Origin of the sequence: Pseudomonas hydrolytica (assembly GCF_021495345.1) — a bacterium.
In the GTDB taxonomy this organism is placed as follows: domain Bacteria; phylum Pseudomonadota; class Gammaproteobacteria; order Pseudomonadales; family Pseudomonadaceae; genus Aquipseudomonas; species Aquipseudomonas hydrolytica.
On the sequence record NZ_CP099397.1, the window covers coordinates 4,113,900 to 4,129,591 of the forward strand.

General features: G+C 62.7%; 19 protein-coding genes. 1 reads left to right on the forward strand and 18 read right to left on the reverse strand.

All coding sequences use genetic code 11. From position 1 onward, the window contains the following. Positions 1-2: 2 nt before the first annotated feature. The 14 genes from L1F06_RS19250 to trmJ all read right to left on the reverse strand — a co-directional run bounded on the left by L1F06_RS19250 (position 3) and on the right by trmJ (position 10,741). Entirely contained in the window at positions 3-992 is a 990-nt protein-coding gene (locus L1F06_RS19250; RefSeq protein ID WP_129481743.1) for a RodZ domain-containing protein, read from the reverse strand. Next, complete coding sequence (pilW, locus tag L1F06_RS19255) at positions 989-1,750, reverse strand: type IV pilus biogenesis/stability protein PilW (protein WP_129481744.1); 762 nt, start codon at positions 1,748-1,750, stop codon at positions 989-991. The genes L1F06_RS19250 and pilW overlap by 4 nt, the downstream gene beginning before the upstream one ends. 13 nt (positions 1,751-1,763) lie before the next feature. Beyond that, positions 1,764-2,912, reverse strand: a complete 1,149-nt coding sequence (rlmN, locus tag L1F06_RS19260; protein ID WP_129481745.1) for a dual-specificity RNA methyltransferase RlmN — start codon at positions 2,910-2,912, stop codon at positions 1,764-1,766. Positions 2,913-2,938: 26 nt separating this feature from the next. Beyond that, positions 2,939-3,370 carry a nucleoside-diphosphate kinase gene (ndk, locus tag L1F06_RS19265; protein ID WP_003246225.1) on the reverse strand — a complete coding sequence of 144 codons (432 nt, stop codon included), beginning with the start codon at positions 3,368-3,370 and terminating at the stop codon, positions 2,939-2,941. Positions 3,371-3,527: 157 nt separating this feature from the next. Continuing rightward, on the reverse strand, positions 3,528-3,725 hold the full coding sequence (iscX, locus tag L1F06_RS19270) for a Fe-S cluster assembly protein IscX (RefSeq protein WP_003246226.1): 198 nt from the start codon (positions 3,723-3,725) through the stop codon (positions 3,528-3,530). Positions 3,726-3,741: 16 nt separating this feature from the next. After that, complete coding sequence (gene fdx, locus L1F06_RS19275) at positions 3,742-4,083, reverse strand: ISC system 2Fe-2S type ferredoxin (protein WP_012019505.1); 342 nt, start codon at positions 4,081-4,083, stop codon at positions 3,742-3,744. Positions 4,084-4,086: 3 nt separating this feature from the next. Continuing rightward, positions 4,087-5,952, reverse strand: coding sequence for a Fe-S protein assembly chaperone HscA (gene hscA, locus L1F06_RS19280; RefSeq protein WP_129481746.1), 1,866 nt, complete (start codon positions 5,950-5,952; stop codon positions 4,087-4,089). Positions 5,953-5,997: 45 nt separating this feature from the next. Continuing rightward, positions 5,998-6,519, reverse strand: a complete 522-nt coding sequence (gene hscB, locus L1F06_RS19285; RefSeq protein ID WP_129481747.1) for a co-chaperone HscB — start codon at positions 6,517-6,519, stop codon at positions 5,998-6,000. Between the two features lie 9 nt (positions 6,520-6,528). Continuing rightward, the gene (iscA, locus tag L1F06_RS19290; RefSeq protein ID WP_003246232.1) at positions 6,529-6,852 is read right to left on the reverse strand and encodes an iron-sulfur cluster assembly protein IscA; all 324 of its coding nucleotides are present in this window, start codon (positions 6,850-6,852) and stop codon (positions 6,529-6,531) included. A 13-nt stretch (positions 6,853-6,865) separates the two neighbouring features. Next, complete coding sequence (gene iscU, locus L1F06_RS19295; protein WP_003246233.1) at positions 6,866-7,252, reverse strand: Fe-S cluster assembly scaffold IscU; 387 nt, start codon at positions 7,250-7,252, stop codon at positions 6,866-6,868. A gap of 43 nt (positions 7,253-7,295) precedes the next feature. Continuing rightward, positions 7,296-8,510 carry an IscS subfamily cysteine desulfurase gene (locus L1F06_RS19300; RefSeq protein WP_003246234.1) on the reverse strand — a complete coding sequence of 405 codons (1,215 nt, stop codon included), beginning with the start codon at positions 8,508-8,510 and terminating at the stop codon, positions 7,296-7,298. 30 nt (positions 8,511-8,540) lie between these two features. Beyond that, positions 8,541-9,038: a Fe-S cluster assembly transcriptional regulator IscR gene (gene iscR / locus L1F06_RS19305; RefSeq protein ID WP_003246235.1), complete on the reverse strand. Its 498-nt coding sequence runs from the start codon at positions 9,036-9,038 to the stop codon at positions 8,541-8,543. A gap of 136 nt (positions 9,039-9,174) precedes the next feature. After that, positions 9,175-9,960, reverse strand: a complete 786-nt coding sequence (gene cysE, locus L1F06_RS19310; RefSeq protein WP_129481748.1) for a serine O-acetyltransferase — start codon at positions 9,958-9,960, stop codon at positions 9,175-9,177. Then, on the reverse strand, positions 9,953-10,741 hold the full coding sequence (trmJ, locus tag L1F06_RS19315) for a tRNA (cytosine(32)/uridine(32)-2'-O)-methyltransferase TrmJ (RefSeq protein WP_129481749.1): 789 nt from the start codon (positions 10,739-10,741) through the stop codon (positions 9,953-9,955). The genes cysE and trmJ overlap by 8 nt, the downstream gene beginning before the upstream one ends. A 136-nt stretch (positions 10,742-10,877) precedes the next feature. On the opposite strand from trmJ, the gene suhB reads away from it, so the two are divergent. After that, a complete protein-coding gene (gene suhB, locus L1F06_RS19320) occupies positions 10,878-11,693 on the forward strand; it encodes a type III secretion system regulator SuhB (protein WP_003246238.1) in 816 nt (271 codons plus the stop codon). Between the two features lie 132 nt (positions 11,694-11,825). Here suhB and L1F06_RS19325 read toward each other — a convergent pair whose 3' ends face one another. The 4 genes from L1F06_RS19325 to yajC form a co-directional block, all read right to left on the reverse strand. Then, positions 11,826-12,368, reverse strand: a complete 543-nt coding sequence (locus L1F06_RS19325; RefSeq protein WP_003246239.1) for a glycine zipper 2TM domain-containing protein — start codon at positions 12,366-12,368, stop codon at positions 11,826-11,828. 119 nt (positions 12,369-12,487) lie between these two features. Next, on the reverse strand, positions 12,488-13,402 hold the full coding sequence (gene secF, locus L1F06_RS19330; protein ID WP_177491032.1) for a protein translocase subunit SecF: 915 nt from the start codon (positions 13,400-13,402) through the stop codon (positions 12,488-12,490). Between the two features lie 12 nt (positions 13,403-13,414). After that, positions 13,415-15,283 carry a protein translocase subunit SecD gene (gene secD, locus L1F06_RS19335; RefSeq protein WP_012019512.1) on the reverse strand — a complete coding sequence of 623 codons (1,869 nt, stop codon included), beginning with the start codon at positions 15,281-15,283 and terminating at the stop codon, positions 13,415-13,417. A gap of 71 nt (positions 15,284-15,354) precedes the next feature. Next, positions 15,355-15,684: a preprotein translocase subunit YajC gene (gene yajC / locus L1F06_RS19340; protein ID WP_003246244.1), complete on the reverse strand. Its 330-nt coding sequence runs from the start codon at positions 15,682-15,684 to the stop codon at positions 15,355-15,357. Positions 15,685-15,692 lie beyond the last annotated feature (8 nt).

The window sequence follows — 15,692 nt, forward strand, 5'->3', positions numbered from 1 at the left end:
CTTTACAACCCCAGTTTCAGGCGCGCGGTTTCGCCGGTCATGTACGGCGCGACATCCACGTTTTCGCCGTTGAAGCGGACCTGAGCGCCGCGCGCGAAGCCCAGACGCAATTCCATGGGCGCCTTGCCAGTCAATTCGATGCGCTCGCCACTGCGCTTGAGCGCGCTGAGCAGCACCTTGCCATCGGCATCGGTCACCTGCGTCCAGCAATCGGCGGTGAACTGTACGCTCAGGGCGCCCTGCCCTGGCGCGACCGCGACGGGTGCAGTGGGCTCCGGCGCGGCCGGCGCCTGCGGTGCTGCAGCGGTATCCGGCTGGGTGGCTTCGGGCGCAGCGGAAGGCGCGGGAGTCGGCGCAGCGGCGGTGCCTTCTGCGGCAGGCTGCTGGGTTTCGGTTACGGCTTCCGGCGCTTCGCCCGGCTCGATCGGCAGCAACAGCGGACTGGCCGACTCGTTACCCTGGGCCGCGACCACGGCCTGGTCTTCCGGCTCGGCCAGCGAATGCACCTGAGTGGTGCCATCGGCACCCTCCACTTCCACATGCTCGAGCCCCAGGTCAGCCAGACTGGTCACCGACCGCCCCTGTTCCTGCCACCACAGGAAACCGGCGCCGATCAGCGCCAGCAACAGCAGGAAACTGACCAGACGCAGGATGCTCTGCGAATAGCGCACGGGCTCCTCGATACGCCCCAGGCTATGCACGTTGCTGCCGGTGGCATCGGTGCCGGTGAACTGATCGAACTCCAGCACCAGGCGGTTCTGATCCAGCTCCAGCAACTTGGCATAGGCACGGATGTAGCCACGAGCGAAGGTGGTGCCCGGCAGCTTGTCGAAAGCACCTGCTTCGATCTGGGCCAGACGCTGCGGGGTGAGGTTGAGCTGCATGGCCACTTCGGCGACGCTCCAGCCCTTGATCTCACGGGCCTGACGCAGACTTTCGCCCGGATTGCTCGGCATTGGCTGAGTCACTGCTTCGCTATGTGCCGCTTTCATTTTTGCCCCGAAACGTATTGCTGATATTCCTGAGAAGCCGGATACAGACGGCGTAGCTGCAGCCCGAGGCTGGCAGCCCTGTCACGATCCTCGAACACCTCGGCCAGACGTGCGCCGAGCAGCAGGCTGCGCGCGTTCTGCGGGGCGATTTCGCTGTAGCTGTCATAGTAACGACGAGCCGGCACGTACTCCTTGTCCTCGTAGGACAGCATGGCCATCTCCAGCAACGCCCGCGGCTGGCGGCTGCTCAGGCGCAGCGAGCGCTGGAAGTACTCCTTGGCCTGCTCACGCTGCTTCAGCTGCAGGGCGGTGAGCCCGAGGTTCTCGAACACCCGCGAGCGCTCGGGATAAAGGTTGTCCTCGGCGGCCTTGAGGTAGGTGTTCATGGCGTCCTGGTAGCGCTTCTGCTCGAACAGGAAGCCGGCGTAGTTGTTCAGCAGGCGCGCATCCTTGGGGCGCAGGGACAGCGCCTTGCGAAAATGCTCATCGGCCAGCTTCGGCTCCATCTCCAGCTGGAACGCCATGGCCAGGGCCGCATGCGCATCGGCGTTGGAGGCGTCCAGCTCCAGCGCACTCTTCAGCGGCACCTTGGCGCGCTGGGTATCGCCCTGCTGGATATAGGCGATGCCGAGTTTCACATAGGCATCGCGCGCCTCGTCGCGCCCTTTAGTCGTACGCATGGGGTCAACGTCACCGGTAGTCACACAGCCGCCGAGCAGACTGACAACTAGCAACAACAGCGCGGGGCGCGAACTCATAGACATCCTCTCTTCAATTTCGGTTAGCGGCAGCGCGTGGCTCTTGTGCCTCGCTGCCCAGCTGGCGCACGGCAATGTAGCGCTCACTACGCCGGGTACGATCCATCACCTGGCCGACCAACTGGCCGCAGGCCGCATCGATATCGTCACCCCGCGTAGTGCGTACCGTGACGTTATGACCGGCCTTGTGCAACAGGTCCTGGAAGCGGCGAATGGCGTTATTACTCGGCCGCTCGTACCCCGAGAAGGGGAAGGGATTAAACGGAATCAGGTTGATCTTGCAAGGCACATCGGCGAGAAGTGCGATCATCTGCTCAGCATGCTCGGGCTGATCGTTGACCCCCTTGAGCAGGGTGTACTCGATGGTCAGCACACGTTTCTCGCCAAGCTTGGCGACGTAGCGCTTGCAGGCCGCCAGCAGCATGTCCAGCGGGTACTTCTTGTTGATCGGCACCAGCTGGTTGCGCAGCTCGTCGTTGGGCGCGTGCAGCGACAGGGCCAGAGACACGTCAATGACTTCGGCCAGCTTGTCGATCATCGGCACCACGCCGGAGGTGGACAGGGTCACCTTGCGCTTGGAAATGCCATAACCCAGATCGTCCATCATGATCTGCATGGCAGAGACGACGTTGTCGAAGTTCAGCAGCGGCTCGCCCATGCCCATCATCACCACGTTGGTGATGGCGCGGTCGATCTTCGCCGGCACGGTGCCGAAGGATTTGTTGGCGATCCACACCTGGCCGATGATCTCGGCGCTGGTCAGGTCGCTGTTGAAACCCTGTTTGCCGGTGGAGCAAAAGCTGCAGTCCAGGGCACAACCGGCCTGCGACGACACGCACAGGGTGCCGCGGCCTTTCTGCGGGATGTACACGGTTTCCACGCAGCTGCCCGACGCCACACGCACCACCCACTTGCGCGTGCCATCGGCGGAAATATTCTCGCTGACCACTTCCGGGCCGCGAATCTCGGCAGAGGCCTCGAGCTTCTCGCGCAAGGCCTTGCCGACATTGGTCATGGCGGCGAAATCATCGACGCCAAAGTGGTGAATCCACTTCATTACCTGGCCGGCACGGAAGCGCTTCTCGCCGATGGACTCGAAGAACTGTTCCATTTCCGGCTGGGTCAGGCCCAGCAGGTTGATCTTGCCGGTGGTATTGGTCATGGCTTCACCCTCGCTTCATTCGCCAATCAGCGAATGCGCGCGCACAGCTCGGTGGCGGAGAAGAAGTAAGCGATCTCGCGCGCAGCGGATGCTTCGGAGTCCGAACCGTGAACGGCGTTCTCGTCGATGGAAACGGCGAAATCGGCGCGGATGGTGCCCGGAGCAGCTTCTTTCGGGTTGGTAGCGCCCATCAGCTCGCGGTTTTTCAGAACGGCATCTTCACCTTCCAGAACCTGGACGATGACCGGACCGGAGGTCATGAAGGCAACCAGATCCTTGAAGAAACCGCGCTCGCTGTGCTCAGCGTAGAAACCGGCAGCTTCGCGCTCGGACAGTTGCACCATCTTCGACGCGACGACGCGCAGACCGGCCTTTTCGAAACGGGTGGTGATCTCACCGATGACGTTCTTGGCAACGGCGTCCGGCTTGATGATGGAGAAAGTACGTTGAACAGCCATGTGAAGCTCCAGAAACTTAGGGTTAAAGCGAAAAATTAAACCCGCGAATTATACGCGGGTTCCGGGATGGCAGCCACAGGCGGCAAGCCTATAGCTGCAAGTAAAAGCTACGAGCCGCCCTGACTGTTGTAGCCAGAGGCTTGCAGCGAGTGCTGATCTACAACTCTTCGATCCAGGCCGCCTGAATGGCCTCGAGCACTTTTTCGCCGCCGCGTTGCGGGTCATCGGCGAATTCCGGCAGCTCCACGACCCAGCGATGCAGATCGACGAAGTTCACGTAGCGCGGATCGACATCAGGCTTGCTCTCGCTCAACTGGATGGCGATCTCCAGCACATCAACCCATTTCAAACTCATGATGAGGTTTCCAGGCTCAGTGCGGCGCTTCTGCCGCGTGATTCAGCGAATACTTGGGAATTTCGATGGTGAGGTCTTCCTCACCGACGATCGCCTGACAGGCCAGACGCGATTGGGCCTCCAGGCCCCACGCCTTGTCCAGATAGTCCTCTTCCAGCTCGTCCGCCTCGTTAAGCGAGTCGAAGCCCTCGCGCACGATGCAGTGGCAGGTGGTGCAGGCGCACACGCCGCCACAGGCACTCTCCATCTCGATATGGTGCTGGTGCGCCAGCTCGAGGATCGAGATCCCGGGTTCGGCCTCTACCACCAGGCCTTCCGGGCAGAATCGCTCGTGAGGCAGAAAAATCACCTGCGGCATCAATTATTCCTCGATCTCGTTGAGATTGCGCCCAGCCAGCGCGGCCTTCACCGTCGAATCAAGACGACGGGCAGCAAAAGCATCGGTCACCTGCGACAGGCGTTTGCTCTGCCGCTCGATGGCCAGGCCGTCATTGCTGGCGAGCAGGTCGCGCAGCTCCTGCACCTGCAATTCGATGACCTCACGCTCCTCGGCATCGAGCAGGCGCTCGCCATCGGCTTGCAGGGCCGCCTCGACCGCCTCGATCAGGCGCTGGGCATCGACCTGCTGCTCACGCAGAGCCCGTGCAGCCTTGTCGTCGCCGGCGTTCTGGAAGGAGTCCTGCAGCATGCGCGCGATCTCGCCATCGGTCAGGCCATAGGAAGGCTTGACCTGAATGCTCGCCTCCACGCCCGAGCCCAACTCGCGCGCGGCGACGCTGAGCAGGCCGTCGGCATCGACCTGGAAGGTCACTCGAATCTTCGCCGCACCAGCCACCATCGGCGGGATGCCGCGCAATTCGAAACGTGCCAGGGAGCGGCAGTCGGCGATCAGCTCGCGCTCGCCCTGCAGCACGTGAATCATCATGGCCGTCTGGCCATCCTTGTAGGTGGTGAAGTCCTGCGCACGCGCTACCGGAATGGTGGTATTGCGCGGAATCAGCTTCTCCATCAGCCCGCCCATGGTTTCCAGGCCGAGCGACAGCGGGATCACATCCAGCAACAGCAGCTCTTCGCCCTCGCCACGCTGATTGCCCGCCAGGGTGTCAGCCTGGATCGCAGCGCCGATGGCCACCACCTGATCGGGATCGATATTGGTCAGCGGCGTGCGACCGAACAGCTCGACCACCGCCTCGCGCACGCGCGGCACGCGAGTGGAGCCACCGACCATGACCACGGCGCTGACTTCTTCCAGCTCGACGCCCGAATCGCGCAGCGCGCGCCGGCAGGCCTTGAGGCTGCGTGCGACCATGGGCTCGATCAGCGCCTCGAACTGCTCGCGCGACAGCGTACCGCGCCAGTCGCCATGGCTCAGCTCGACGTGATCAGCATTCGTCAGCCCTTCCTTGGCCGCACAAGCGGCCTGCAACAGGCTGCGCTGCGCCGACGGATCGAGATCGCTGGAAATGCCGGCTTGCTGGATGATCCAGTCGGCAATGGCATGATCGAAGTCATCACCACCCAGCGCACTGTCGCCACCGGTGGCCAGCACTTCGAACACGCCACCGGTCAGGCGCAGGATGGAGATATCGAAGGTACCGCCACCCAGATCGTAGATCGCGACCACACCCTCGGCCTTCTGATCCAGGCCATAGGCCACAGCGGCAGCGGTTGGCTCGTTGAGCAGGCGCAATACATTGAGCCCGGCCAACCGTGCGGCATCCTTGGTGGCCTGGCGCTGGGCGTCATCGAAATAGGCCGGCACGGTAATCACCGCCCCGACCAGCTCGCCGCCCAGGGTCTGCTCGGCACGCAGACGCAGCGTCTTGAGAATTTCCGCCGAGACCTCGACCGGGCTCTTCGCCCCCTGCACGGTCTCGATGAACGGCATATGCGACTCGCCCGCGGCGAAGCGATAGGGCAGTTGCTCGCCCAGCTGATGCACGTCGGCGATACCACGGCCCATCAGGCGCTTGACCGACAGCACGGTGTTGAACGGATCGCTGGCCGCCGCCAGCTTGGCCGACTCGCCAACTTCCACGTGCTGCGGGTGATAGCGCACGGCCGACGGCAGGATGACCTTGCCATCGCCATCGGCCAGGGGTTCGGCCAGGCCGCTGCGTACAGCAGCCACCAGCGAATTGGTGGTACCCAGGTCGATTCCCACCGCCAGCCGACGCTGGTGCGGTTGCGGGCTCTGCCCAGGCTCGGCGATCTGCAATAAGGCCATGGTCTTCTTGAAATCATCAGGCAGGCTGCCGAAGCAACCTACAGGTTAATCGTCGAGGCGCTCTTCTAACTGGCGCACTTCATGGGACAGCTTGTCGAGGAACTGCATGCGACGCATCAGGCGCTCGGCCTCCTCGCGCCGGGTATCGTCGTCCCAGCACGCGGCGAAACTGTCATTGAGCTGCTCTTGTGCGGTTTTCAGGCGCAGCTTGAAGGCCGCGACGCCGGCGAGATCGGCGTCATCCTGCAGTTCTTCCAGCTCCTCGCGCAGCTGCATCTGCTGCAGCAGAAAATCCGGATCCTGGACCGTCACTTCCAGCGGCAGCTCGGGCCCACGCAGGGCCAGCAGATAACGCGCTCGCTGCGACGGCGTCTTCAGGACCTGATAAGCCTCGTTGAGACAGGCCGAGCGCTCCAGCGCCAGACGCTGCTCGCGCTCACCGGCATCGGCGAAGCGATCCGGATGAACCTGGCGCGCCAGCTCGCGATAGCGTGCGGCCAACTGCTCGAGGTCGAGACGAAAACTCGGCTGCAGATCGAACAGGGCGAAATGGCAAGGATTACCCACGCAGGCGCCTCAAACGTTGAAGCTTTCGCCGCAGCCGCATTCACCGCGCACGTTGGGGTTGTTGAACTTGAAGCCCTCGTTGAGGCCTTCCTTGACGAAGTCCAGTTCGGTGCCGTCGAGATAGACCAGGCTCTTGGGATCGATGATCACCTTGACGCCGTGGCTCTCGAAAACCTGATCCTCGGCCGCCAGCTCATCGACGAATTCGAGCACGTAGGCCAGGCCGGAGCAGCCGGTAGTACGCACACCGAGACGAATGCCCTCACCCTTGCCGCGCCCCTCGAGGGAGCGCTGCACATGGCGGGCAGCAGCTTCAGACATGGTGATGGCCATTGCAAACCTCGTATCAGAGCAAGCCTTTCTTCTGCTTGTAATCGCGCACGGCCGCCTTGATGGCGTCCTCGGCGAGCACGGAGCAGTGGATCTTCACCGGCGGCAGCGCCAGTTCTTCGGCGAGCTGGGTGTTCTTGATGCTCTCGGCCTCATCCAGAGTCTTGCCCTTCATCCACTCGGTGGCGAGGGAGCTGGAGGCGATAGCCGAACCGCAGCCGTAGGTCTTGAACTTGGCGTCTTCGATCACGCCGCTTTCGTTGACCTTGATCTGCAGGCGCATCACGTCACCGCAGGCCGGCGCGCCGACCATGCCGGTGCCGACATCCGGATCTTCGGCGTTCAGCTTGCCGACGTTGCGCGGGTTTTCGTAGTGGTCGATGACCTTGTCACTGTAAGCCATGCTGTACTTCCTCTCTCATCAGGTGCCGCTCTTCAGGCAGCTATCAGTGTGCTGCCCATTCCACGGAGGAAAGGTCGACACCTTCTTTGAACATATCCCACAGGGGCGACAGTTCACGCAGCTTGTCCACGGCCTCGCGGACCTTGGCAGCAGCGTAGTCGACCTCTTCTTCGGTGGTGAAACGACCGAAGGTGAAGCGAATCGAGCTATGCGCCAGTTCGTCGTTGCGGCCCAGCGCGCGCAGTACGTAGGACGGCTCCAGGGAGGCCGAGGTACAGGCCGAACCGGACGATACGGCGAGGTCCTTGAGCGCCATGATCAGCGACTCGCCCTCGACATAGTTGAAGCTCAGGTTGAGGTTGTGCGGCACGCGGGCAGTCAGGCTGCCGTTGACGTACAGCTCTTCCATGCCTTCGAGCTGGCGGTAGAAGCGGTCGCGCAAGGCGGTGATGCGCTGGTTTTCCGCAGCCATCTCTTCCTTGGCGATACGGAAGGCCTCGCCCATACCCACGCACTGGTGGGTGGCCAGGGTGCCGGAGCGCATGCCGCGCTCATGGCCGCCACCGTGGGTCTGCGCTTCCAGGCGCACACGCGGCTTGCGGCGCACGTACAATGCGCCCACGCCTTTCGGGCCGTAGGTCTTGTGCGCGGAGAAGGACATCAGGTCGACCTTCATCTTTTCCAGATCGATTTCCACCTTGCCGGTGGACTGCGCGGCATCGACATGCAGCAGCACACCGCGCGAGCGGGTCAGCTCGCCGATGGCGGCGATGTCGTTGATGGTGCCGATCTCGTTGTTGACGTGCATGACCGACACCAGCGTGGTGTCGTCACGCAGCGCTGCTTCGACCATGGCCGGCGTGATCAGACCATCTTCGCCCGGCTCGAGATAGGTGACTTCGAAACCTTCGCGTTCGAGCTGGCGAGTGGTGTCCAGCACCGCCTTGTGCTCGATCTTCGAGGTGATGATGTGTTTGCCCTTGCTGGCGTAGAAATGCGCCACGCCCTTGATGGCGAGGTTGTCGGACTCGGTGGCACCGCTGGTCCAGACGATCTCGCGCGGGTCGGCATTGACCAGCTCGGCGACCTGACGACGAGCGTTTTCCACCGCTTCCTCGGCCTTCCAGCCGAATACGTGCGAGCGCGAAGCCGGGTTGCCGAAGTTACCGTCGACCAGCAGGCATTCGCTCATCTTCTGCGCGACACGCGGATCGACCGGCGTGGTGGCGGAATAATCGAGGTAAATGGGCAATTTCATTGGGTTTCTCCTATCAGGCAAACGCCCTGCTCACTCGATGGCAGACGCTTCAATCTTATCCAAATGCGGCATAGTGCCTCTGCCGGAGCAGCGACGCTGATCCTGGCGCAACGCGACCTCTTGAACCTCACGGCGCGCGACCAGATCAGCCAGACTGATGCCACTGAGGAACTCATGAATCTGCTGACTGAGATCGCACCACAGGTGATGGGTCAGACAGGTGTCGCCAGAGTGGCAATCGCCCTGCCCCTGGCAACGCGTGGCATCCACGGATTCGTTGACCGCATCGATCACCTGAGCCACCTGGATACCGCGCATGTCACGCGACAGCTGGTAGCCGCCACCGGGCCCGCGCACGCTGGAAACCAGGTTGCCACGGCGCAGCTTGGCGAACAGTTGCTCGAGATAGGACAGGGAGATGCCCTGCCGCTCGGAAATATCGGCCAGGGAAACGGGACCGTGCTGCGCGTGCAGCGCCAGATCGAGCATGGCGGTAACGGCGTAACGGCCTTTGGTGGTCAGTCGCATGGCTCTACCACGAATCACTGAATTGCGGCGAAGTATGCGATTCCCGAGTATTTAAGTCAACTATAAGACCTATTGATTTACTCAGGATTGACCGCAAAAAGAGGCGGCACTATAGCAAGAACCGCCTCCCCCTGCATCAGGCAGCGGGCTTGTCGCCCTGCTGCTGGTCCTTGCAGACATCGGCGAAGTCTTCGTCACGCAGTGTCGGCAGGTCCTTGGCGCAGTAGTCGCTGCCAAGCGCCGTCAGCGCCTTGCACATCCCCTCCAGGCGTCCGTCGACCGCGTGCAGGTGATCGAGCAACTGGCCGATGGCACGCGCCACCGGGTCCGGCATGTCCTGACCGACGCCGTAGGCATCGAAGCCGATCTTCTCGGCCATCGCCTGGCGCTTGGCTTCCTGCTCGTCATCGGACTTGACGATGATCTTGCCGGGAATCCCCACCGCGGTGGCACCGGCCGGCACCTCCTTGGTCACCACGGCATTGGAGCCGATCTTGGCCCCGGCGCCGACGGTGAACGGCCCCAGCACCTTGGCCCCGGCGCCGACCACCACACCGTCTTCCAGAGTCGGGTGGCGCTTGCCCTTGTTCCAGCTGGTGCCGCCCAGGGTCACCCCCTGGTACAGCGTCACGTCGTTACCGATCTCGGCGGTCTCGCCAATGACGATGCCCATTCCGTGATCGATGAAGAAACGCCGACCGATCTTCGCCCCCGGATGGATCTCGATACCGGTCATCCAGCGACCGAAATTGGAGACTACCCGCGCCGGCCACTTCCAGCCCGAGCGCCACAGCGCATGGGCCAACCGGTGCAGCCAGACCGCATGCAACCCCGGATAGCAGGTCACCACCTCGAAGGCATTACGCGCCGCCGGATCACGGTGAAAAACGCTCTGGATATCTTCTCGCATGCGTTCAAACATCAGACTTCCCCTGCTTGTGAGGCTCTCCACGCACGGCCTTCTCCGTCTCGGTAAGGATGCCGCGCAGGATGTTCATTTCCAACTTGCTCACCGCACTGCGCCCGTAAAGACGACGCAGGCGAGTCATCAGGTGCCGTGGCTTCTGCGGATCGAGAAAACCGATCATCACCAGCACGCGACGCAGATGGCCGTAGAAGGACTCCAGCTCATCCGCGGTCGCCGCCTGGGAATTGAGCATCGCCGTGGTTTCCAGCTTCTCCACCTTGGTCGGCAGACTCGAAGCGGTCAGCCAGGCCATGCGCACTTCATAGGCCAGCACCTGCACCGCCGCAGCCAGGTTCAGCGAACTGAACTCCGGATTGGACGGAATATGCACGTGGTATTGACATCGCTGCAGCTCCTCGTTGGTCAGGCCGGCGTACTCGCGGCCGAACACCAACGCCACCTCACCCCCAGCGGCCGCCTGCTCGCAACTGGTCACACCGCACTCACGCGGATCGAGCAAGGGCCAGGGAATGCGTCGATCACGCGCACTGGTGCCGACCACCAGGGTGCAACCGACCAGCGCCTCCTCCAGCGTGTCGACCACCTGCGCGGCGTCCAGCACATCGGTCGCACCGGAGGCCCGCGCAACGGCATCGCCACTCGGGAAATCCTCGGGCGCCACCAGCACCAGACGCGACAGGCCCATGTTTTTCATTGCCCGCGCGGCACCGCCGATATTGCCCGGATGACTGGTACCCACCAGAACGACGCGAATTTTGTCCAGCAACGCAGCCACTCTCAGAAACGATTAGGGGGCAACGATCTTACCCAAGCCCTTGCGTGATTGCCATGCGAGGTACAGACGGCGCTTCATCAAGAACGGTTTTCTGCTAACATGGCCGGCTTTCTTTAACGCCCCAGGTGAACCTCCCATGCAGCCCATGCTGAATATCGCCCTGCGCGCCGCTCGCAGCGCCGGTGAAATGATCTTTCGCTCCATCGAGCGCCTGGATGTCATCTCGGTCGACGAGAAGGATGCCAAGGATTACGTCACCGAGGTCGACAAGGCCGCCGAGCTGATGATCGTCCAGGCCATCCGCAAGGCCTACCCGACCCACAGCTTTCTGGGTGAAGAAGGCGGCGTGCTGGAAGGTAGCGGCGATGGCGCCGATTATCAGTGGATCATCGACCCGCTGGACGGCACCACCAACTTCGTCCGCGGCGTACCGCATTTCGCCATCAGCATTGCCTGCAAGTATCGCGGCCGCCTCGAGCACGCCATCGTCCTCGACCCGGTGCGCCAGGAAGAGTTCACCGCCAGCCGCGGCCGCGGTGCAGCCCTTAACGGTCGCCGCCTGCGCGTGAGCAATCGCAAGAGCCTCGAAGGCGCCCTGCTCGGCACCGGCTTCCCGTTCCGCGACGGCCAGCTCGACCACCTGGACAACTACCTGAACATGTTCCGCAGCCTGACTGGCCAGACCGCCGGCATCCGCCGCGCAGGCGCTGCAAGCCTGGACCTGGCTTACGTTGCGGCCGGCCGCTTCGATGCATTCTGGGAATTCGGCCTGTCCGAGTGGGACATGGCCGCAGGCGCACTGCTGATTCAGGAAGCAGGCGGCCTGGTCAGCGACTTCAGCGGCGGCCATGAATTTCTCGAGAAGGGTCAGATCGTCGCCGGCAACACCAAGTGCTTCAAGGCCGTGCTGACTGCGATTCAGCCGCACCTGGCACCGTCGATGAAGCGCTGAGCCTCCATCGAGCAATAAAAAATCGCCCAGAGCGATTTTTGACGTCGCGCAGCGACGGCCCGTAGGGTGGCCGCCAAGGATGGCAGGCCACAAAAAAACGCCCCGAGGGGCGTTTTTTATTGAGCGCAGTTCTTACTGAGTCTGCTGCACCAGCACCAGCTCACCCTGCTTGTTCAGCGGAATCTGGCTGCCCGGATCACGATCCATACGCACCGTGCCGATCTTCTCGCCCACCTGATACTTCACGTCGTAACCCACCAGCTTCTCGCTGGTATCGGTCACGGTATTGCAGCGGGTTTCCGTGGTGGTATAGGTATCGCGCTGCTGCATGCCTTCCTGAATCTTGTTGCCGGCATAGCCGCCACCGACCGCGCCGGCCACCGTGGCGATCTTCTTGCCGCTGCCGCCACCGACCTGGTTACCCAGCAGACCACCGGCAATGGCACCAATGGCGGTACCGGCGATCTGGTGCTGATCCTGCACCGGTCGCTGACGCGTCACGGTGACGTCCTTGCACACTTCACGCGGGGTCTTGATGGTTTCCTTGACCGGGGTCACCGCCAGCACCTCGGCATAGGACGGACCACGATCCACCAGACTGTAAGTAGCGACCGCGCCACCTGCCGTAACACCCACCGCGCCCAGCACGGCACCTACCAGCATCGACTTGTTCATGATTTGTTGTCTCCTAGGCTCGGCGCCTCGCGCCCTTCTCCTTGCCTAGGACAGCAAAAAGCCGCGAAAAGTTCGACTTTTCGCGGCTTGGTCTGCCTTACATGAACTGCGTCACAGCATCAGGGACGACCGTCGTCGACCTCGGCGTCAGCCACCGGCGGGATCAGGTCCTCCACGCTGAGCTTCAGCCACACCAGCACCGTGGCGCCGATATAAACCGACGAGTAGGTACCCACCACCACACCGACCAGCAGAGTCAGGGCGAAGGCGGCCAGCACGTCACCACCGAAGAACAGCAGCGCCAGCAGTGCCAGCGCAGTGGACAACGAGGTGGCGATGGTGCGCATCAGCGTCTGAGTGATGGAGATATCGATGTTCTCGATCAGCGACGCCTTGCGCAGCACGCGGAAGTTCTCGCGGATGCGGTCGTAGATGATGATGGTGTCGTTCAGCGAGTAGCCGATCATCGCCAGGATGGCAGCCAGCACGGTCAGATCGAACGGAACCCGGAAGAACGCCAGCACGCCCAGGGTGATGATCACGTCATGCACCAGGGATGCGATGGCGCCAACACCGAACTTCCACTGAAAGCGGAATGCCAGGTACAGCATGATGCCGCCCAGCGCCAGGAGCATGGCGATGCCGCCCTGGTCGCGCAGCTCTTCGCCAACCTGCGGACCGACGAACTCGACCCGCTTGACCTCGAAACGGGTGGTGCTGTCGACCTTGCGCAGCGCCTCGGCAACCCGACTACCCAGATCCGGGTCATCCCCGGCCAGACGCACCAGCACATCGGTGCTGGCGCCGAAGCTCTGCACCACGGCATCGGTATAACCGGCCTGACCCAGCTCGCGCTTGATCACCTCGAGATCCGCGGCCTGCTCGTATTGCAGCTCGATCAGGGTACCGCCGGTGAAGTCCAGGCCGAAGTTCAGCCCCTTGGAGAACAGAGCCCCCAGGCCGACCACGGTAAGCACCAGGGTCATGGCGAAGGCGATATTGCGTACCGCCATGAAACGAATGGTTGATTTGATCATGGCTGCACCTCAGATCCACAGCTTCTTGAAGTTACGGCCACCGAAGATCAGGTTGACCAGACCACGGGTGAACATGATGGCGGTGAACATCGACGTGATGATGCCCAACGACATGGTCACCGCGAAGCCCTTGACCGGGCCGGTCCCCATGGCGAACAGGATGCCGCCGACCAGCAGGGTGGTCAGGTTACTGTCGAGAATCGCCGAGTAGGCGCGGTCGAAACCCTCATGGATGGCACGCTGCACGTGCAGCCCGTTGGCCAGTTCCTCGCGTATGCGCGAGAAGATCAGCACGTTGGCATCCACCGCCATACCCAGGGTCAGCACGATACCGGCGATACCGGGCAGCGTCAGCGTCGCGCCAATGGCCGACATCAGCCCCACCAACAGTACCAGGTTGAAGGCCAGCGCCACGGTCGCCAGCACGCCGAAGAAGCGGTAGATGGCGATGATGAACAGCGCCACGAAGATCATCGCCCACTCGGTGGACTCGATACCCTTGGCGATGTTTTCGGCACCCAGGCTCGGGCCGATGGTGCGCTCTTCAGCGAAGTACATCGGCGCGGCCAGGCCACCGGCACGCAGCAGCAGCGCCAGTTCCGAGGACTCTCCCTGGCCGTTCAGGCCGGTGATGCGGAACTGGCTGCCCAGCGCCGACTGGATGGTGGCCAGGCTGATGATCTTCTTCTCTTCGACGAACGAAGAGACGGCGACTTCCTGCTCGACACCGTCGACGGTCTGACGCACGTAGCGGGTGACCGGCTTCTGTTCGATGAAGATCACCGCCATGCTGCGGCCAACGTTGTTGCGCGTGGCGCGGTTCATCAGATCGCCGCCATGGCCGTCGAGGCGGATGTTCACCTGCGGGCGGCCGTTCTCGTCGAAGCTGGCCTGGGCATCGGTGACCTGGTCACCGGTGATGATCAGCTCACGCTCGAGCTGCACCGGCGGACGCCCCTCCTCGCGGAAACCGAAGGTCTCGGTTGCACCGCGCGGCGCGTCGAGATCGGCCTGCAGGCGGAACTCCAGGTTGGCGGTCTTGCCGAGGATACGCTTGGCTTCGGCGGTATCCTGCACACCCGGCAGCTCGACCACGATGCGGTTGGCACCCTGACGCTGCACCAGCGGCTCGGCCACACCCAGCTCGTTGACGCGGTTACGCACGGTGGTGAGGTTCTGGCGAATGGAGTATTCGCGAATCTCGGCAATCTTCGCCTGAGTCAGCGCCAGCTGCAGCACCTGCTGGCCGCCGCGCTCGACGGTGGTCAGCTCGAAATCGTTGTAGTCCTTGCGGATCAGACGCTGGGCTTTTTCCAGCGTATCGCTGTCGGCGAAGCCGAGCTGAATACGGCCGCCCTGCTCCGGCATGCTGCGGTAGCGGATGCGCTCCTTGCGCAGCAGGCTCTTGATCTCGCCTTCGTAGACCTTGCGCCGCACATCCAGCGCCTTGTCCATGTCCACTTCCAGCAGGAAGTGCACACCACCGGACAGGTCCAGGCCAAGCTTCATCGGGCTGGCGCCCAGGCTGCGCAGCCAGTCGGGAGTGGTTTGTGCCAGGTTCAGCGCCACCACGTAGTCGTCGCCCAGCACGCGGCGGACGATGTCCTTGGCCGGCAACTGGTCATCCTGCTTGGTCAGACGGATCAGACCGCCACGGCCGCGCTCATCGAGGCTGGCAGCCTTGACCTGGATGCCGGCGTCCTGCAGCGCCTTGCTGGCGCGCTCGACGTCGCCCTGCTCGATGCTCAGCGCCGAACTGGCACCACTGATCTGCACGGCCGGATCATCCGGATAGAGATTAGGGATGGAGTAGACCAGGCCGATCGCCAATACGGCGAGAATCAGCAGGTACTTCCAAAGGGGATATTTATTGAGCATGAACGAGCCGCCCGCTTATGACGCGGGGCGCTAAAAGCGCCCCGTCGAATGAAAACTAGAAAGAACCGAAGTCAGATGGCTTTCAGCGTGCCCTTGGGCAGAGTGGCGGCGATGGCCTGCTTCTGGAACTTCAGCTCGACGGTGTCGGACACCTCGATCACCACGAAGTCGTCGGCAACCTTGGAGACCTTGCCGGCGATGCCGCCGCTGGTCACCACCTCATCACCCTTCTGCAGGCTGCTGAGCAGGTTCTTGTGTTCCTTGGCGCGCTTGGCCTGCGGACGCCAGATCATCAGGTAGAAAATGACCAGGAAACCGATCAGGAATACCCACTCGAAACCGCTGCCGGCAGGGCCAGCAGCCGCAGTGTCAGCGTAGGCGGCGGGAATGAAAAAGCTCATGTAACACT

Bases quoted from the DNA above. Each gene is read 5' to 3' on its own strand.
- L1F06_RS19250 (WP_129481743.1), bottom strand. From the start codon at position 992: ATGAAAGCGGCACATAGCGAAGCAGTGACTCAGCCAATGCCGAGCAAT.
- pilW (WP_129481744.1), bottom strand. From the start codon at position 1,750: ATGAGTTCGCGCCCCGCGCTGTTGTTGCTAGTTGTCAGTCTGCTCGGC.
- rlmN (WP_129481745.1), bottom strand. From the start codon at position 2,912: ATGACCAATACCACCGGCAAGATCAACCTGCTGGGCCTGACCCAGCCG.
- ndk (WP_003246225.1), bottom strand. From the start codon at position 3,370: ATGGCTGTTCAACGTACTTTCTCCATCATCAAGCCGGACGCCGTTGCC.
- iscX (WP_003246226.1), bottom strand. From the start codon at position 3,725: ATGAGTTTGAAATGGGTTGATGTGCTGGAGATCGCCATCCAGTTGAGC.
- fdx (WP_012019505.1), bottom strand. From the start codon at position 4,083: ATGCCGCAGGTGATTTTTCTGCCTCACGAGCGATTCTGCCCGGAAGGC.
- hscA (WP_129481746.1), bottom strand. From the start codon at position 5,952: ATGGCCTTATTGCAGATCGCCGAGCCTGGGCAGAGCCCGCAACCGCAC.
- iscA (WP_003246232.1), bottom strand. From the start codon at position 6,852: ATGGCCATCACCATGTCTGAAGCTGCTGCCCGCCATGTGCAGCGCTCC.
- iscU (WP_003246233.1), bottom strand. From the start codon at position 7,252: ATGGCTTACAGTGACAAGGTCATCGACCACTACGAAAACCCGCGCAAC.
- L1F06_RS19300 (WP_003246234.1), bottom strand. From the start codon at position 8,510: ATGAAATTGCCCATTTACCTCGATTATTCCGCCACCACGCCGGTCGAT.
- iscR (WP_003246235.1), bottom strand. From the start codon at position 9,038: ATGCGACTGACCACCAAAGGCCGTTACGCCGTTACCGCCATGCTCGAT.
- cysE (WP_129481748.1), bottom strand. From the start codon at position 9,960: ATGTTTGAACGCATGCGAGAAGATATCCAGAGCGTTTTTCACCGTGAT.
- suhB (WP_003246238.1), top strand. From the start codon at position 10,878: ATGCAGCCCATGCTGAATATCGCCCTGCGCGCCGCTCGCAGCGCCGGT.
- L1F06_RS19325 (WP_003246239.1), bottom strand. From the start codon at position 12,368: ATGAACAAGTCGATGCTGGTAGGTGCCGTGCTGGGCGCGGTGGGTGTT.
- secD (WP_012019512.1), bottom strand. From the start codon at position 15,283: ATGCTCAATAAATATCCCCTTTGGAAGTACCTGCTGATTCTCGCCGTA.
- yajC (WP_003246244.1), bottom strand. From the start codon at position 15,684: ATGAGCTTTTTCATTCCCGCCGCCTACGCTGACACTGCGGCTGCTGGC.